General features: G+C 44.2%; 15 protein-coding genes. 4 read left to right on the top strand and 11 right to left on the bottom strand.

The annotated features are described in order from the left end of the window. Positions 1–13: 13 nt before the first annotated feature. The 10 genes from tssF to F0231_RS09620 form a co-directional block, all read right to left on the bottom strand. Positions 14–1,765 carry a type VI secretion system baseplate subunit TssF gene (gene tssF, locus F0231_RS09665; protein ID WP_171759522.1) on the bottom strand — a complete coding sequence of 584 codons (1,752 nt, stop codon included), beginning with the start codon at positions 1,763–1,765 and terminating at the stop codon, positions 14–16. Next, complete coding sequence (tssE, locus tag F0231_RS09660; protein WP_171759521.1) at positions 1,758–2,183, bottom strand: type VI secretion system baseplate subunit TssE; 426 nt, start codon at positions 2,181–2,183, stop codon at positions 1,758–1,760. Before tssE ends, tssF begins: the two co-directional genes overlap by 8 nt. Next, positions 2,183–3,577: a type VI secretion system contractile sheath large subunit gene (locus F0231_RS09655; protein WP_171759520.1), complete on the bottom strand. Its 1,395-nt coding sequence runs from the start codon at positions 3,575–3,577 to the stop codon at positions 2,183–2,185. The genes tssE and F0231_RS09655 overlap by 1 nt, the downstream gene beginning before the upstream one ends. Positions 3,578–3,636: 59 nt before the next feature. Further along, positions 3,637–5,115, bottom strand: a complete 1,479-nt coding sequence (gene tssC / locus F0231_RS09650) for a type VI secretion system contractile sheath large subunit (RefSeq protein WP_171759519.1) — start codon at positions 5,113–5,115, stop codon at positions 3,637–3,639. Further along, positions 5,115–5,618: a type VI secretion system contractile sheath small subunit gene (gene tssB, locus F0231_RS09645; protein WP_171759518.1), complete on the bottom strand. Its 504-nt coding sequence runs from the start codon at positions 5,616–5,618 to the stop codon at positions 5,115–5,117. Before tssB ends, tssC begins: the two co-directional genes overlap by 1 nt. A gap of 19 nt (positions 5,619–5,637) precedes the next feature. After that, a complete protein-coding gene (locus F0231_RS09640) occupies positions 5,638–6,159 on the bottom strand; it encodes a type VI secretion system tube protein Hcp (RefSeq protein WP_069666239.1) in 522 nt (173 codons plus the stop codon). Between the two features lie 27 nt (positions 6,160–6,186). Then, positions 6,187–7,587 carry an ImpA family type VI secretion system protein gene (locus F0231_RS09635; RefSeq protein WP_171759517.1) on the bottom strand — a complete coding sequence of 467 codons (1,401 nt, stop codon included), beginning with the start codon at positions 7,585–7,587 and terminating at the stop codon, positions 6,187–6,189. A 209-nt stretch (positions 7,588–7,796) separates the two neighbouring features. Beyond that, positions 7,797–8,096 (bottom strand): PAAR domain-containing protein, encoded by a 300-nt coding sequence (locus F0231_RS09630; protein WP_171759516.1) that lies wholly within the window; start codon positions 8,094–8,096, stop codon positions 7,797–7,799. Positions 8,097–8,169: 73 nt separating this feature from the next. Further along, entirely contained in the window at positions 8,170–8,742 is a 573-nt protein-coding gene (locus F0231_RS09625) for a hypothetical protein (RefSeq protein ID WP_171759515.1), read from the bottom strand. Continuing rightward, the gene (locus F0231_RS09620; protein ID WP_171759514.1) at positions 8,742–10,724 is read right to left on the bottom strand and encodes a type VI secretion system Vgr family protein; all 1,983 of its coding nucleotides are present in this window, start codon (positions 10,722–10,724) and stop codon (positions 8,742–8,744) included. Before F0231_RS09620 ends, F0231_RS09625 begins: the two co-directional genes overlap by 1 nt. A 157-nt stretch (positions 10,725–10,881) precedes the next feature. Between F0231_RS09620 and F0231_RS09615 the strand changes: the two genes are divergently transcribed. Next, the gene (locus F0231_RS09615; protein WP_171759513.1) at positions 10,882–11,784 is read left to right on the top strand and encodes a hypothetical protein; all 903 of its coding nucleotides are present in this window, start codon (positions 10,882–10,884) and stop codon (positions 11,782–11,784) included. A 60-nt stretch (positions 11,785–11,844) separates the two neighbouring features. Here F0231_RS09615 and F0231_RS09610 read toward each other — a convergent pair whose 3' ends face one another. Then, positions 11,845–12,576 carry a hypothetical protein gene (locus tag F0231_RS09610; protein ID WP_253825768.1) on the bottom strand — a complete coding sequence of 244 codons (732 nt, stop codon included), beginning with the start codon at positions 12,574–12,576 and terminating at the stop codon, positions 11,845–11,847. Positions 12,577–12,913: 337 nt separating this feature from the next. Between F0231_RS09610 and F0231_RS09605 the strand changes: the two genes are divergently transcribed. The 3 genes from F0231_RS09605 (at position 12,914) to prpC (ending at position 15,776) form a co-directional block, all read left to right on the top strand. Next, positions 12,914–13,606 (top strand): GntR family transcriptional regulator, encoded by a 693-nt coding sequence (locus F0231_RS09605; RefSeq protein WP_171759511.1) that lies wholly within the window; start codon positions 12,914–12,916, stop codon positions 13,604–13,606. Between the two features lie 11 nt (positions 13,607–13,617). Continuing rightward, the gene (gene prpB / locus F0231_RS09600; protein ID WP_171759510.1) at positions 13,618–14,514 is read left to right on the top strand and encodes a methylisocitrate lyase; all 897 of its coding nucleotides are present in this window, start codon (positions 13,618–13,620) and stop codon (positions 14,512–14,514) included. Between the two features lie 119 nt (positions 14,515–14,633). Continuing rightward, entirely contained in the window at positions 14,634–15,776 is a 1,143-nt protein-coding gene (gene prpC / locus F0231_RS09595; RefSeq protein WP_171759509.1) for a 2-methylcitrate synthase, read from the top strand. The last annotated feature ends 61 nt before the right edge of the window (positions 15,777–15,837 follow it).

The raw sequence follows: 15,837 nt of genomic DNA, 5'->3' as shown, positions 1-15,837 counted from the left end.
ACTCTCCTCCACTTTACAGTGCTAACTGACTGCCGTGGATTTTAGGGTATCGTTTTACGAAACCATCTCGTCCGTAAACTCGGATCGAGAGTTGGATATAACGGTCAAAACTACAGAATTGCTGAAAGAAACGATTCAGTACATCGCTAAAGGCTAAAAATCCAGATTGTGTATCAAGGGTAATTTCAATCTCAGTGCCTGGAGAAAATACATTCTTACCTAACACTCGTAATGCCGATACTTGAGAACGAATATTTACGTTACGGATCGTCTGAATCTCATCAGCGGATACCTGACTGCGAGAACATAAACTGAGCATGCTCTTTAATGCTTCTTCTGGCTGTTGGGTATGTAAAAGAGATGAGAAGTTAGCATTGAGTAACGCAATGAACTGCCAATGCAATTGTTGGTCTTGTTCTCTTTGAATTGGAGCCGAAGGCGGGTAGATCGCTCTAAAAGCACCAGGTAAGTCGATGCTTTCTTGGCACTCGAACTCACCTTGTACGGCGCAGGCTTGCTTGCCGTTTGTACACATCAGGCGCGTTCCATAAAGCTTATTAAACTCCAATTCCTGTTGGTTGCGTAAGCTAATTGCCAAACGAAATTCGTTGTTGCTATTGCGAACACACTGCCAATGATCTGCGTTAGGGTTAGAACGGTAGCTGTCCTTAAACAGAGGGATGAGAGGCTTTTCTCCCACGGACGTAATTTCAAAGACTTCTTTAACTTCTACGATTTCCACATCACTGTCATTGTGTGCGTCAGCGTTAACTGGAATGCTTAAACTGCGTTGATCGTATGTTGTAGGCTCGCCAGTTTGCTCAAATAGATTCAGCGCAGGAACAATATTAAGTTTGAAAACCTGATCGTCAAACAGACGAATAAATTCCGTCGGTAAACTGTGCATAAAGAGGTTTAACGTGATACGAGAGGTATCAAACTGTCGTATTGCTTGGCCAAATCCCTTGAGTCGGAAGAACTGACGTTTCTCCTTGAAGAAGAAGAATTCACTTATCAGTTGATAGCCAGAAAACTGGTTACCTTTCTGTGGCAAAAAGTGAAAATGGTTGTCGCTGATTCGGCTTTTTAGCTTTTCCGCTTCTAGAACGACGTGCTTTTCGCAATGCTCATCTGAGATAGAAATCGCTTGAGTCTCTGCAAGCAATAGCTCAACCAGAGAATCAGCGTTGTTCTCAAAGCCTTGTACGAAGAGATCTAAGTCATCCCATTCTAAGGCGCTAAACCATGTGTCAGGATCCTCTGTCGATAAAGAGATCTGAATAACCCCAGTAGTAAGTTCCGTTCCTTTTGGGCGATTAAACTTAAATGGGGCGCTCGATGCTGACGTATCGACGAGGTAAAAGGGTGTTGTTTTTAAATCATCAACAGTTGTAAACGTACATGATTGTCCTTGAGCATCAGCAGTAAATTGCGAGCCTTTCGGTAGTAACGCAGACTCTGCAAGTTCAGCTTCTTCATCAAGCTGGAGGTAAGCGACGCTTGGGATAGTTTGGATATAGCTCGGATATAAGACACTCAGTAAACCTTCAACTACCTCTGGAAGTTGATCTGAAAGCTGCTTTTCAACTGAGGCGTTGAGTAGTGCAACCCCATCTAAAAGTCGCGCGAGGCTAGGGTCTTCAATTTGACCTTGATGAATGTTTAACTTTTCAGCGTGCTCAGAGTGCTGGTGGCCGAATTGACCCAGAGCACGTCGCACCAATGTAAGTTCTTGCTCGAAGTAGCGTAATAACGGATCACTCATAGCTGTCCTCCGTCATTTCAGTATTAAGATCGTTAAGAGAAATTTTTGAGTCGAAGATTAACTCTTCAGTACCGTGAGAGGTATTGGCCTTCGCAACTATGCTAAATGCAATAGCGTTTTCGCTCTGTTTTCTTTCCGCGAGTTCAACCATCACCTCTGTAAGCCTTGGTTCGAAATGCTTGATATAGCTTTCCAATCGCAATGCGAGCTGAGTTTGGTCAAGGCTTGCACTTAGAAGTTGGACGTCTTCGATGCCAAATCGGAAGTTAGAACGTTGCAGCTCGGTGTAACGATCATCTATGTCCACGAGTGAAGCTTCAGACTCTAAAAGCTTGGTGAGATGAAACTTGATGTCTTCAATTTCATTGTCACGGTTTTGAGAACGACCTGAGTCGATAAAAGTACGCCAAAAACTCATTATGCGACCTCATCTAATTCTGTGGTCAATACAACTTCACCTGAGAAATGATCGTATTGATATTGAGGAACCATTCTGAGCGTACAAGCAAAGCTGCCCGTTTGATTTGGCACTTCTGATATGGTGATTTTCGCGAAACTAAGAGGGTACTTAGATAAGGTTTCTTCGTTGGCGAACGAGACGTTACTAGAGAACTTTTCAATCCAATGAGTCAAGAATAACTCACACTCAGCTGCAGTATTGAAGCTACCGATCATCTCCCTTACTTGAACTTTCAAGTAGTGCGCGACTCGGCATGACATCAGGCTTGTTTGGATTTGAGTCAAAACCCTCTCATTGTCGCTGTCTCCACCAGACCAGATAGAATTGTTTCCATTGAAGTAGAACTTTTCGCTCAAGACACTTTTAGTCAGAGGGATAAAACCACTTTGTGCGTAAAATGTTGAAATCTGGCCAAACAAAACCACATCGGTTTCTGGTTTAGACAAAAATTGAGACGAATGACGTTCGATGTTGGCAAGGGCGCCCTGTGACTTGTCATTCCAACGTGATTTTAAGAAGCCAAACCAGTTAACTCTGTGGTGCTCTCGCATTATTGTTGCCGCAAAAGCGAACGCGGCATTACCCCACAGCCCTTTACCAGTCTCGTTGTAGATAAAACCGACCTTGGCGTTTTGGTAGCGAGAACGCATACGAATTGACGGCATCACTAAGCCAATAAACTTAGAAGATGTTTTGTTGCGTAGGCTCTGCCAAGCCTGGTAGTCGTCACCCGTTAATATTTTACTGATGCGGTTGGTATCAGAAAGCCAATCCGCAGAAGAGTGCACAAAAAAGTCATCATCAGGAGAAAACAGCATCGGGCATAGGGTCACTTCGCCCAATTTGCTCAGCAGTTCTAGAGTAAATAGGTCGTCGTAATCGGCGTCAAAATCCATGTCCAAGGAAATTTTATGTGTAAACAGAATCGTGCCAAAAGGCTGACCACCTAGCGTGTTCAACTCTTTCTTACCAATCTTGTTGAAGAGTTGAGTGGCTTTGATCGAGTACGCCTGATTCACATCCGTTGCGATTTCTGACCATGACATATTAAGGAGTTTTAGCTTCGTTCTCTGTTTATTTACCGGAAGCGTAGCTAACCCCTCAAGTCCGAGCCAACTGGAATGAAGCTTCTGAAAATCAGAGTGATGTATCACTTCGTCAAGTTGGGCTGAAATTTGTGTGTCTAACTCGGTAATTAATCGAGCAAGGCTGCTGGTTAGTTGTCCTTTGCTCTGCAAAGCATCAGGCATAACCTCAGACAGCAGAGACAGCGACTCTTTGAGAAAGTCGCTGTCTCTGCTGTCTAAAGCTGCAAAGTCTTGCTGCCACTGTGAGTTCAAGTGTGAAGTCATAGCATCCCTGTTGTAATAAAAATAAGGAAATAGGCCGGACAAATCCGGCCTGGAAGGAGTTAGCCTGGGATTTTGGCAACCATACGAACTGAAGTAGTCAGCTCTTCAAGTTGTAGCCAAGGGCGTAAGTGCGCCACTGCAGAGTAAGCACCCGGCTTACCAGGTTGCTCAACCACTTCGATACGTGATTCTGCTAACGGTGTTTTTGCACGCTGCTCATTACCAATAGCACCCGCGTTGGTGTATTGGTCAATCCAAAGTTGAAGTTCACGCTGAATGTCTGGCGCTTCAAGGTTTGAACCCAACTTGTCACGACCCATCACTTTCAGGTAGTGAGCGATTCGGCCACTTGCCATGATGTATGGAAGACGGGCTGAGATTGCCGCATTCGCAGTTGCATCTGGGTCAGTGTACGTTTTTGGCTCTTGAGTCGTTTGACCACCGATGAATACACCGTAGTTAGTGTTTTTGTAGTGAACCAGAGGAAGGAAACCAAGGTCGCTTAGCTCTTTTTCACGTTCATCCGTTAGGTTAACTTCAGTAGGGCATTGTTGAACAAGGTCACCCGCTTCAGTTTTGTACGTTAGGTTTGGTAGATTCTCTACTTTACCGCCGTTGTCTAAACCACGAATAGATGTACACCAACCAGAAGCAGTGTACGCCTGAGTCATTTTAAGACCTAGGTCATACGCAGCGTTAGACCAAACAAGCTCATCGTTACTTGATGGGTTTGGATTGCCATCCATATCCGTATCAAGTTCTTCGTAGTCGAACAGATTAGTGCCAAGACCCTTAGCTCCGTATGGCAGACGCGCCATTGTACGAGGAAGAGTCAGAGTAACGTAACGAGCATCATCGCTTTGACGGAAAGAGTTCCATGCCGCGTATGCTGGTGAATCAAAACCAGCGGCTACCGGTTTACCTTCATCAAAAGTCGTGAAATCGTTGAACTCGAACATCTGCGCATTTGCAGCAGCAATGAACGGTGCGTGACATGCCGCAGCAACTTCACCCATGTAGCGAAGTAGGGCAACGTCTTCGTCTTTTGCACTGAACTCATAGTCACCAATAAATGTACCGTATGGTTGACCACCAGCCGTACCGAACTCGCCTTGGTAAACAGCGTTGAACAATGGGCTACGGTCAATTGCAGGCGCATCTTCGAACTGCTCTAGTAGCTCTTCTTGGCTGTAGTCGACCATTTTAATTTTAAGGTCGCGGCCAAGTTCACTCTCTTTAACTAGCTTTTGAAGACCACGCCAAGAGCCTTCCAATTTTTGGAAGTCTTTTTGTTGCATGACTTGAGAAAGTTGTTTCGAAAGCTTTTTATCAATTTCAGAGATCGCATTTTCGATGGTTTTCGTTAGGTTTTTGTCCCACGTAACCGTGCCTGATAATGCTTGCTCAGCGAGAACAGAGAATAGTTCTTTCGTTGTATCAGCCGGAGTTTGCGTTGTTGCTTCAATTGCTCTGTCTAAAAAGCTAAGAGCACCTTCTGCAGCTTCCGGTTGGGCTTGATTTTCAGCTTCTGTGCTCATTATTCAGCTCCTTCTTTATTAAGACCAAGTTCATCAGAAAGTGCATTAATTGTGTCTGCACTTTGAAGAACCTCTTTTAATAGCTTCTCTAAATCGCGAGAGCGGTCAGCCTTAGAAAGCAAAACTTTTAATTGATTGCGTGTTTCAACTAGCTTTTTAAGTGGCTCAACTTGCTCAACAATAGCTTCAGGTTCGAAGTCTTTCATTGAGTTGAACTGAAGGTTTGCCTCGAATTGGCTGTCGTCATCAGCAAGCACGTTATCAACTTTCATACTCAGCTCTGGGCCGACACGCTTCATGACATTATCAAAGTTGTCTTTATCAACGTTGTAGAAGGTGCGCTCTTCTACATCTTCCTTGTCTTGCTTATGGCCAGAGTAGTCACCAATAACCCCAACAACAAATGGGAGTTCTTTGGTTTCTACAGCGCCATTAGTTTCCACATCGTAAGTGATACTTACGCGGTTCTTACTTACGCGTTTGTGTTGGGAATTAAGTGCCACAATGAATCTCCTTATTCAATTATGCTGCGGTAGAAGTCACTTTCGCAGTGGTTGCATCGAAGCCAACTTCAGGACCTTTCTCGATCTTACCGCCTTCGCCTTCGATGTAGTAAGCTTTTGAAATTTCAGTATAAGTTAAGCTGAATGACTCGTTCGGAAGAGTGCCGTCAGACGCTGCCATGTTGTAGCTAGACATACGCGCTGCTTTTAACGTTAGAATTAGGTATGGATCAGCGCCAGAACCTTCACGGTTTGGTTTAGTCATCACAATTTCAACTGTTTTACCTTCGCCGCCTGGCGCGTAAAGGAAAGTTGTCAGGTGAGGTGTTGCGCCATCACAGCCACGAGTGACGTTAACTTCACCTAGTGCAACCATACCTTGGTCAGCATTGTTTGCGTTACCTACATCAATGCCTACACCACGTACTGCATTCCAAGTAATAGTGTCGATAGCAAAAAAACCATCTTTGCCACCGATTTTTTCTACCGTTGCAGCACCTTTTGGTTTAGTACCGTCAATTCTCATGAAAATAGAAGCCATTTTATTCTCCTTTGCTATCTAGCATTGTTACCACTCGAAGTCGTTAAGGCTACTCGCCGACTCTGTGGAGTTATTTTCCGTTGGTAATGGTTGTTGAGGCGCACTCTCTTCGTTTGGTAATTCGACAGAAGAGGATGGCGTAGTCGACGTTTCGATTACTGGGGTAGGCGAAACGTTTGAACTTTGTATTGGTTGAGGAACATGTGTTTCTTTGCCGGCAAGATCAACTTTGTCTAAGTTGTCCATACCCGTTAGTTGATTGATATGCTGCAGGACGCCGCTATTGCCCGCGGTCATTTCTTGCAAAAGCTCAGGTAAGCTCATGTAACCCCAACGTATCGCTCTCTCTAGTAAGAACGAAATTGGGCTATGAGGCTCGGTTGCCTTGAAGAATTCGGACAACTTTCTTAACTCTTGGAATGCTTGGTCTCTAGATGCGATTTGACTCGAAGCAGATAAGTTTATTGAGTTAACCGTAGCCGAAGGTGCAGCAACTTGAGACGCAGCGATCGGGGCAGGCTCAACAGGTAATGTTTGTTGGCTGGTTTCCTCTGTTGCTTGAGGTTCCGAAGCGGTTATCTCAGGCTCAGTGCTCTTTGGCTCCTCCTGGCGAAGTTTGAACTCATCATCAAGTGGCCAAACAGAGAACTTATCTTCAACGAGGAAGCGTATAGCCTTAATCGAATCGGCGATATTAGCTTTAACGAAACGGAAACTGATCGGCGAGATTCCAAGCTTTTTACAGTGCTGGGCGATGATGGTTTCTGCGTCACTGAAGTGTTGATAGCTTTCAGCAAGTAAAAGTACCGTTTGTTCAACGTCCGAGCTAAACAGGCCTTGTGCTTTATCTTTTAAAGACGGCAAATCGCCAGAACGTTCAGCTCGTAAGTAGTCACCAAAGGTTATTTCATCGATCAAACCGATGAGTTGGAGCGGCATGAAGAGGGCAGTAGAGTCGTTTGACTCACCAACTAATTGTAATAACGGTTTAATTCTAAATTCCGCGAGCTCTTTTTCTTTACCTGCATCATCACTTTTGATTTTATTGTCAGGAAGTGTTGGGTGCAGCTCTTGCCAAAAAGTGTCTACCAAACCACTTAGTACTTTCGTTGAGTCTGCCAGTGCTTGATATGGCTGCGCTGTGAAAAGTTGACTTGCGATAAACCAACCAAGCAGCTCTAAGTCTTTGGTTGATTGCGTCAATGCATCATAGGTCGTCTGGCGTAATTGAGACCAATTAGCATCATTTGCTTCTAGCAGAGCCTCATCACTAGAAGCGTCTGGTGTCTCAATGAGCTGCCGGAATGATGACTGGGCAGTGTTGTAGCTGTTTCTCAGCGTGCGGTAAATAGAACGGTCTAGCTTCAAATAGCTACCAGTTGGTGCTTCTTCAGAAATTGGTGCTAATAAACTTTCGATATCTACCATACGACTTCCGCTATCCAAATGTTGCAACTAAGTTGCTAAATACACTTATTAAATCAGGTTGTGATTGGTTAACTATTTAAAACATAGTCTAGGGTTATTCTCGAAAAAGGCTCGTTCAAATTTATTATTTGGTTAAAAAAGTGACCTGTGTCTATAAAATTGGACGGAGCTCGGTTAAATTTTGTTAAATCCTTGTTTGGGCAGTGGTTTTATCCACCCACAAGTACTGTGGGCATACCGAGCACAATTGAACCACCATGAGCGGTAGTATCGCCCATGCGTGCGGCAGGTTTGTTCATAATTAGAACCGTTGCGCTACCTTTTATGATGGAATCTGGTGGGCCAACACAGACACACATATCACCCATAGTCGCTGCTGGCATGTTTCCGATTAAGACAGTAGGAACACCAGGTCCAGAGATGGGACCCCCAACGTGAGGAATCGGGGGTACGGCAGGGGTTTGCATTGGGCAAACATGCATGTCTGTAAGTCTTGCAGCTAAAGTCATCCTAACCTCATACGCAAATAGTGTTTTCGTTCGTTTTTATTTGAAATATTAATCATAGGTTTCGCTAATGAATCTAGTGAGAATCATCCGTTGAACCAGATGCGATGTTGATTGCGTAACCTATTGATTTAGTATAGTACTGATCGGTGTTATTCCAAGTTGGTAATGCAGCTGAATGGTTGATTGCGCCAGCAACTGCTTTCGCATAGAGAAACGGATCGGGAAGAACCACAGGTAGGTCAGGCGCAACGATGCTACCAGACCCATTCCAAAATACGGCTTGAGCCAGCCAAGAGGGGCCGCAATTTAGGTCTAAACGATTGGCGAGTAGCTCAGATTTTCTTCTGAGTTCTTCTGATGGTGACTGAGCCCACTGTTGTGCCGTCTGGATACATTGGACTTGGCTCGTTGACCAAACATCTTGACGTTGAACTAGAGTCATCGCCGCCCACCAAATAGCTTCTCTAACAGGCAATGCGTGAGCAAGAAACTGTATAAGGTCGTTGTTGAGCTCCTTTTCTTGTAGCGTCTGAATAGCGAGTGCGACTGGCATCTCTTCATTAAGAACTTCAAGTGCCTCTTCTGACGCGCTAAAGCGGGGTAAAATTTGCCCGCAGGACTGATACGGTATTTTCTTGAATGTCATTAGTTTACCTTAACGATAGCGCCTTTCACTTCGCCCATCACTCCACCATTGAATGTGGCTTTTAAGCCTGATTTAAACTCTGCACTGAGAGAACCTTCTGCCGTAAGGGTGGTGTCAGCCTTGATTGCAACACTAAGACCCTTGATAGAATTAGAGCTGGTTGCTTCAAGAGCTGTTGTGGTGCCACTTACCTTGTTAGCTGATGTGGCTTTACTGGTGACATTAGTCCCCTGAAGGTTGAGAGAGCTGCTGGCTTTTATGTCAATGTTGCTCGCCTCAATGGAAATGGAGGAAGAGGAGATCGAAATCTTACTAGATCCCACTTTTAAATCGATTGCACTGTCCGCTTCTAGAGTAATTGTTTTCGCTTTCTTAGAAAGATCCTTTGTGACTGTTAAGGTGTAATTATCTTCCGTCGAGACGGACATCTTCTTCGTCACTTTTTGGGCAAACTCACCTTTTACTGTCTCTGTCTGATTGTTTTCAATTTCTTGAGTTAGGTCTTTCGCCGCATGCAAGTAGACTAACTCATTGTCTTTTTTGTCATCAAAGTAGAGCTCATTTGACTGGCCAGTTAGTTTGGTTTTAATACCACTTTTCGTCGAGTTCGCTTCTTTGTAAGGTGGAGCGTTCTTACTGTTGTAAACGCTACCTGTAATAATGGGTTGATCTGGGTCGCCATCAATGAATGACACTAACACCTCTTGTCCAGTTCTAGGGACAAACTGAGCCCCATAGCCACTACCAGCTAGCATTTGTGCGACACGAACGTAGCAACTGGTCTTGTCACCGCTTGCGTCTGTGTCCCAGTGAAATTGAATGCGAACTCGTCCTTGATCATCCTGATTAATTTCACCCGCTTTGGTTCCTGCGACGGTTGCACTTTGCAGGCCGTGAACGGTCGGTTTCGGTGAGACTGATGGATAATAGGCTGCCGCTTTAGGAACAACGGTCACTTGAGTGTTGCAGGTAACGTCTTCTGAATAACGTGTTGTGAGTGCGATCACTGAGTAATCACCCAGCTGAGACTTATCTAAATGGCTAGAGAGTGAGAACCATGACGCGATATCAAACAGGTCGTGTTTAGCGTCTATAGTGACTTTTTCATAGTCTTGTTCAATTTGGCCAATGCGACGTTTGGCAAGATTGCTAGCGAGATCGGTTTTATCACCAGTGACACCCAAAGGAGGGTACTGAAGTGAAGTCAGCTTGGTGTTATTTGCAATTGAGTGACTGCTCTTCTGCGCCTTGCTCGTGACCAATTTACTTTGGCTGTAATCGTATGCGGTCAGTTCGACACTGGCACCATGAAAAGCTAAAGCCGGGATCCAACTGTCAAGAAGTGGGAGGGAGCCTGACGGAGTCTCGACCATATCAAATTTTGCAGTGCTTGCCCTATCAAAGGGTGACTGAGCATCTTGTAGCACTAACGTATGATCTTTGTCTGAATGGGTGAAATAGTAAGAGACGCCTTCTTCTGCTAATAATCGAGTTACAAAATCGAAATCAGACTCGTTGTACTGAACACAATACTCGCGTTTCGTTGTTGGCATTTTTGCGACTTTGTAGCAGCCTTTAAACCCTGCTGTATCGAAGATGTCACTGATAATGTCTTTGGTCGATTGATTCTGGTAAACCCTAAAACCATGTGTGTGTTTCAGGAGTTCAAGCCATGGCTTTAAGGTTACCTCATAAAGGGTAAACTTTAGGTTGCTATCTAATCCTAAACTTCGGATACCAGTTATGACTCCATTAAAAGAGCGTGTAAGCGTGGCACTTCCTGAAATGTTGGAAGATCGATTAACCGTGAGTAGCTGCCCTAATTGCGATTGGATATCAAAACCGTTGGATACGAGTTTGATGTTAATAGAAAATGGTTGTGACAAACTCTGAGATACTGAAAATTGGCTTACAGCATGCTCTTGGCCTTTGTAATCTTTTGCAGAGAGTGGACCAGCGGTCGCTGAAAAGCTTTCAGCCATAGTACTTCCTTAAAATCTGACTGCCGATAAAAGAAATAATCAAAATGATGGTTGGTAAACTGTTGCTGTTAAGTTATTAAAAAGTAGCAGTTATTTGCCAGTAAATAAATTATTTTCGCTATCCTATATGATATATAAATCAATAAGGAATAGAGATATGGCCAGTTCAGATGCAAAAAACATGGCGAAAGAATTTCTTAATCATGTAGAGAAAGAGAGTGCTTCTTACCACAAAAGTTGGGCTAGAAAATTCGGGAATAAGTACCAATCAGCAAAGAACTGGGTAAAACGTGACAAGAAAATGGTTGCGATGGACGTCGTCCAAAAAGGCGTAAAAACGGGGATTGGAATGATTCCATTTCCGGGAAGTAAAGAAGGAGCAGCGTTGCTCGAAGCCGCCGGAGGCGCTGCACTAAAAGCAGCATCACGGAAAGCATGGGAAGAAGGCTCTAAAAAAGGTGTTAAGTCATTGCTTTCTAAGAAAATTGAAGAAGCAAGAAAACAACTTAAGGTTAACCCAGTAGGTAAAGTAGACCACCAAGTTTTTGTGAACTCTGCCCAGAAACGAGATCAAAAAATTCATGCAATTCGAAAGTTGGTTAAGTACGAAATCAAGCTGCTGCCCAAGAAAGCTGATGAATTAAGTCTACGTCTGTTTAAATTAAAAGAAGCGATCAACTCTTCGCGTACGAAATTATCTCAAACGATCGTGAGCATGGACTCTAGCGAAGATGCGACATTGGATAGAATGGAAGCTTGGGCTGCGTACTTTACCGCTATACAAGAAGTAAACCACTACCAAGATAAACTCAGGGATACCCTAGTACACATTCAAGAGATTACTAAAGATGTCGAGTGGTTTTTGGCGTCGAGTGAGGCAGCTACTGAACAGATGACTGCGGAGAACTTACCTAAGTTAGAGCAGGCATTTGATCAGATTCGCCGAGGCTATGGCAATATCAACTCGTTGAAACAGCTCCAAGAGATGATGATAGAGAGAAACCTTATTAATGCGGGAATGTTGGATCCAAGTGCAGCAAAATATAAATATGCTCAGTAAACTTTTGAGTAATGATGTGAAAAAGGAACTCTGCGGAGTTCCTTTATTGTCTCTTCACGATCAGCGACTGTCGACAGCGAGCAGTTTCGCGTTCTGGTAAGCGAATTTCATACTACTGACTTCATTCTCTTGAGCGAGCAAAGCCTCTACTGGGGGTAAGGTGACGAAAAAGACCAAAGGCTCTTGATGGATTGATCGCCAACGTTGTATTTGAGGGTCTTTTTTATGCGCTTTCATATTAACTGTCAGCACGATAGTATCTGCTGAGAGTTCGCTTCCTTTAAAAGAACCGAGTTCATGAACCGCTCCCCATAATGAGTCAAGCGGGCGCTCAAGTGTACTTTTCAAAAACAGTTCCATCTCAAAGCTCTGCTTGTCATCTATTACTGCGGTTCTAAGGCGTTGGTACTCTCTTATCCCAGCATTAAATGGCAAGTGATCTAGATTATTGTCGACAATCTGATTATCAGGTGGACAGATTTGAATGGAATCACTGGGCTGTTGACTGGTGTAAAGTTCACAAGAAAACTGCTTGATGAGGCGTGATAAAGCCGAATGGAAAATCGGGGTTCGGAGATCGTCCGCCGATAGTCCTTCTATGCCATTTGCCTCTGCAAACACTTTATCAAAGCTCTGTTCGACAGCTTGGTGGTTACTGAGTGGAATGAACTGGTTTTGTTTGATTGCTGATTTGAGTACGTTGTCTGACTCAATGACAGAAATCCCATCTTCAGAGTAGACTGCATCTCGTAGTTGTGGGTAATAGACTGTTTTATCAGGTGTTGAAAACATAGAACAACCGCCTACGGTGATCGCAAGTAGGCCTACAAATATAGTGTGTCGGTTACGAGAGTGCATTGGTCTTCTATATATAAAGTATGACGGGCAGTAATATAGATAGTAATCCGTTCCAGCTTGTTAGTCATAAACCTCTCTCTATTATGTCGTCCTATGTCACATTGCTATGCTCACAGCTCTTCTTACCTCTTTGACCCTTATACATATCATGATTACTACCTTAGTCTAAATTGTCGACAATTATCTTGATTGTCGACAGTTTTCTGGTCTATTTTAAAATTAGTTGAACAGATTGTAGACAGTGTAAGTAAGTCTAGCGAGTGTATTGAAGATGAATATTGAACTTAAAACTCGAACAAAAGAAAGCGTTGACAAGGAGAACACCAAGTCAGAAAGCTTAACTGAACTGTTAATCGAAGCCATTGTGAGTGGAGAGATTCTTCCGGGGAGTAAGATCTCTGAACCTGAATTGGCGAAACAGTATCAAGTGAGTCGTGGGCCACTTAGAGAAGCAATAATGCGTGTAGAGGGGCTAGGTCTGATCGAGCGAATCCCTCATGTTGGAGCAAGGGTGATTACTCTTTCTCCAGAAAATCTAGTTGAGCTTTATTCTGTGCGTGAAGCGTTAGAGGGCATGGCTGCACGCTTGGCCGCTCGTCACATTACAGCAGATGAACTTGTTGGGTTAGAAGCGGTGTTGTCGACACATTCGAAACATATTGATGAGGTAGAGGGAGCTTCTTACTTTCATCAACATGGGGATTTTGATTTTCACTACCGCATCATTCTGGCAAGCCGTAACAGAAAACTGATCTCACTGTTATGCGATGAACTTTATCACTTACTTCGTATGTATCGCTATCAATCACCGCGTGCCCATTCTCGACCTGTGGAGGCGTTGGATGAGCACAAATATATTCTTCAAGCAATCCGAAATCGAGATGAAGAGTTAGCCGAAATGCTAATGCGACGTCATATCTCGGGTAGCCGAATTTTGATCGAACAGCAAATTCAAAAAGACTAGAGGGAACTGTCATGAGTTTATCTCAAGGAGCCAAATTTAGGCTCGCCGTTGAACAAAATAACCCGCTGCAAATCGTAGGGACCATCAACCCTTATTGCGCAATGATGGCAAAAAACATCGGTCACCAAGCGATTTATCTATCGGGAGGCGGTATTGCGAATGCATCGTATGGCCTGCCTGATTTAGGTATTACAACCTTGAACGATGTATTAGTTGATGTAGAACGCATCACCAATGCTTGTGATTTGCCGTTGCTCGTTGATATTGATACGGGATTTGGTGGCGCATTCAATATTGCTCGAACCATAAAATCTATCGAAAAAGCCGGAGCCGGGGCTATCCACATGGAAGACCAGGTAGCGCAAAAGCGATGTGGTCATAGACCGAATAAAGCCATTGTTAGCCAGCAGGAGATGGTTGATCGAGTTAAGGCGGCTGTTGATGCTCGTAATGATGACAGTTTCGTTGTTATGGCAAGAACGGATGCACTGGCTGTAGAGGGGATTGATCGCGCTATTGAGCGAGCAATTGCGTGTGTTGAAGCGGGGGCAGACATGATCTTCCCTGAGGCAATGAATCAACTCGAACAGTATGTTCAGTTTTCTGAAGCGTTAGAGCAAGCAACAGGTAAACATGTGCCAATCTTGGCCAACATTACCGAGTTCGGTCAGACACCTCTTTATGGCTGCGAAGAGTTAGCTGCATCTAAAGTCGATATGGTGTTGTATCCGTTAAGCGCGTTTAGGGCGATGAACCGAGCGGCAGAGAATGTCTACAAACACCTGCTTGAGGTCGGAAACCAAGAAGCTCTCACCGAATCAATGCAGACCAGAAAAGAGCTCTACGCACATCTAAAATATCATGATTATGAGGACAAACTCGACCAGCTATTCTCTGAAGGTAAATAACGCTGGCTGACAGGAAAAAGGTAAGTCCAAGAAAACCAATATAAACATCCAATTACGTGAAATCGTTTGATTTAAAGCTCCAATTAGAGAGTGACGTCAAACAGAAAAGGAGTTCTACAATGCCTCTATCATCTAAAAAGAATGAAGAGTTAGGTGGCGCAGGTCTACGAGGCCAAAGCGCTGGAAGCACAGCTTTATGTACTGTCGGTAAAACGGGGACGGGTCTAACTTATCGTGGTTATGACATAACAGATCTTGCCAATAATGCGCAGTTTGAAGAGGTTGCACATTTACTACTGCGCGGTCACTTGCCGAACCAACAAGAGCTGGATGCCTACAAAACTCGACTGATTAGTTTACGTGGTTTACCACAAGAGTTAAAACAAGCCCTAGAACTGATCCCTGCAACGGCCCATCCAATGGATGTCATGCGCACAGGCTGCTCCGTGCTCGGTAATTTAGAGCAAGAGACCAACTTCGATCAGCAACTTGACTCAACAGAGAGAATGTTGGCGCTGTTTCCAGCGATTATCTGTTATTGGTACCGATACAGCCATGATGGGGTGCGCATTGATACCGACGATCAATCAGAAAACTGTATTGGCGGCTATTTCTTAAAGCTGCTTACCGATAAAGCGCCATCCGAAATGCATAAGAAAGTGATGCACTGCTCACTGATTCTTTATGCTGAGCATGAGTTTAATGCCTCTACCTTCGCTGCACGTGTTTGTGCTTCCACATTGTCTGATCTTCATTCTTGTATCACTGCTGCAATCGGCACCTTGAGAGGTCCTTTGCATGGTGGAGCAAACGAAGCCGCGATGGAGATGATAGAAAACTGGCAAACGCCTGATGAAGCCGAAAGTAACATAATGCAAATGTTAGCCAACAAAGACAAAATCATGGGCTTTGGTCATGCAATTTACCGTGAAAGCGACCCGCGAAATTCTCTGATCAAACGTTGGTCAAAGGAGTTGTCTGAGGCGGTGGGCGACACTCATTTGTATGCCGTTTCAGAACGTGTTGAGTCTGTCATGAAGCGCGAAAAAGGGTTGTTCTGTAATGCGGACTTTTTCCATGCTTCTGCTTACCACTTCATGGACATTCCAACTAAGTTGTTTACGCCAATCTTCGTTATGAGCCGTTTAACAGGCTGGGCAGCCCATGTTTACGAGCAACGCGCAAATAACCGAATTATTCGACCAAGTGCCGATTATACCGGACCAGATCATCAAGATTGGTTGCCAATCGAAGAGCGATAACGACAACTCTTGATAACTATGATGCTCCTGAGTGGGAGCATCGATCAACATTTGGAATGGA

Origin of the sequence: Vibrio sp. RE86 (assembly GCF_013114545.1) — a bacterium.
GTDB lineage: Bacteria > Pseudomonadota > Gammaproteobacteria > Enterobacterales > Vibrionaceae > Vibrio.
This window is presented reverse-complemented; position numbering and strand designations above follow the sequence as displayed.

Coding starts and splice junctions, on each gene's coding strand:
- F0231_RS09605 (WP_171759511.1), top strand. CDS start 12,914: ATGAATATTGAACTTAAAACTCGAACAAAAGAAAGCGTTGACAAGGAG.
- F0231_RS09610 (WP_253825768.1), bottom strand. CDS start 12,576: ATGTTTTCAACACCTGATAAAACAGTCTATTACCCACAACTACGAGAT.
- tssC (WP_171759519.1), bottom strand. CDS start 5,115: ATGAGCACAGAAGCTGAAAATCAAGCCCAACCGGAAGCTGCAGAAGGT.
- F0231_RS09635 (WP_171759517.1), bottom strand. CDS start 7,587: ATGGTAGATATCGAAAGTTTATTAGCACCAATTTCTGAAGAAGCACCA.
- prpB (WP_171759510.1), top strand. CDS start 13,618: ATGAGTTTATCTCAAGGAGCCAAATTTAGGCTCGCCGTTGAACAAAAT.
- tssE (WP_171759521.1), bottom strand. CDS start 2,183: ATGAGTTTTTGGCGTACTTTTATCGACTCAGGTCGTTCTCAAAACCGT.
- F0231_RS09655 (WP_171759520.1), bottom strand. CDS start 3,577: ATGACTTCACACTTGAACTCACAGTGGCAGCAAGACTTTGCAGCTTTA.
- F0231_RS09640 (WP_069666239.1), bottom strand. CDS start 6,159: ATGGCTTCTATTTTCATGAGAATTGACGGTACTAAACCAAAAGGTGCT.
- F0231_RS09625 (WP_171759515.1), bottom strand. CDS start 8,742: ATGACATTCAAGAAAATACCGTATCAGTCCTGCGGGCAAATTTTACCC.
- F0231_RS09630 (WP_171759516.1), bottom strand. CDS start 8,096: ATGACTTTAGCTGCAAGACTTACAGACATGCATGTTTGCCCAATGCAA.
- prpC (WP_171759509.1), top strand. CDS start 14,634: ATGCCTCTATCATCTAAAAAGAATGAAGAGTTAGGTGGCGCAGGTCTA.
- F0231_RS09620 (WP_171759514.1), bottom strand. CDS start 10,724: ATGGCTGAAAGCTTTTCAGCGACCGCTGGTCCACTCTCTGCAAAAGAT.
- tssF (WP_171759522.1), bottom strand. CDS start 1,765: ATGAGTGATCCGTTATTACGCTACTTCGAGCAAGAACTTACATTGGTG.
- F0231_RS09615 (WP_171759513.1), top strand. CDS start 10,882: ATGGCCAGTTCAGATGCAAAAAACATGGCGAAAGAATTTCTTAATCAT.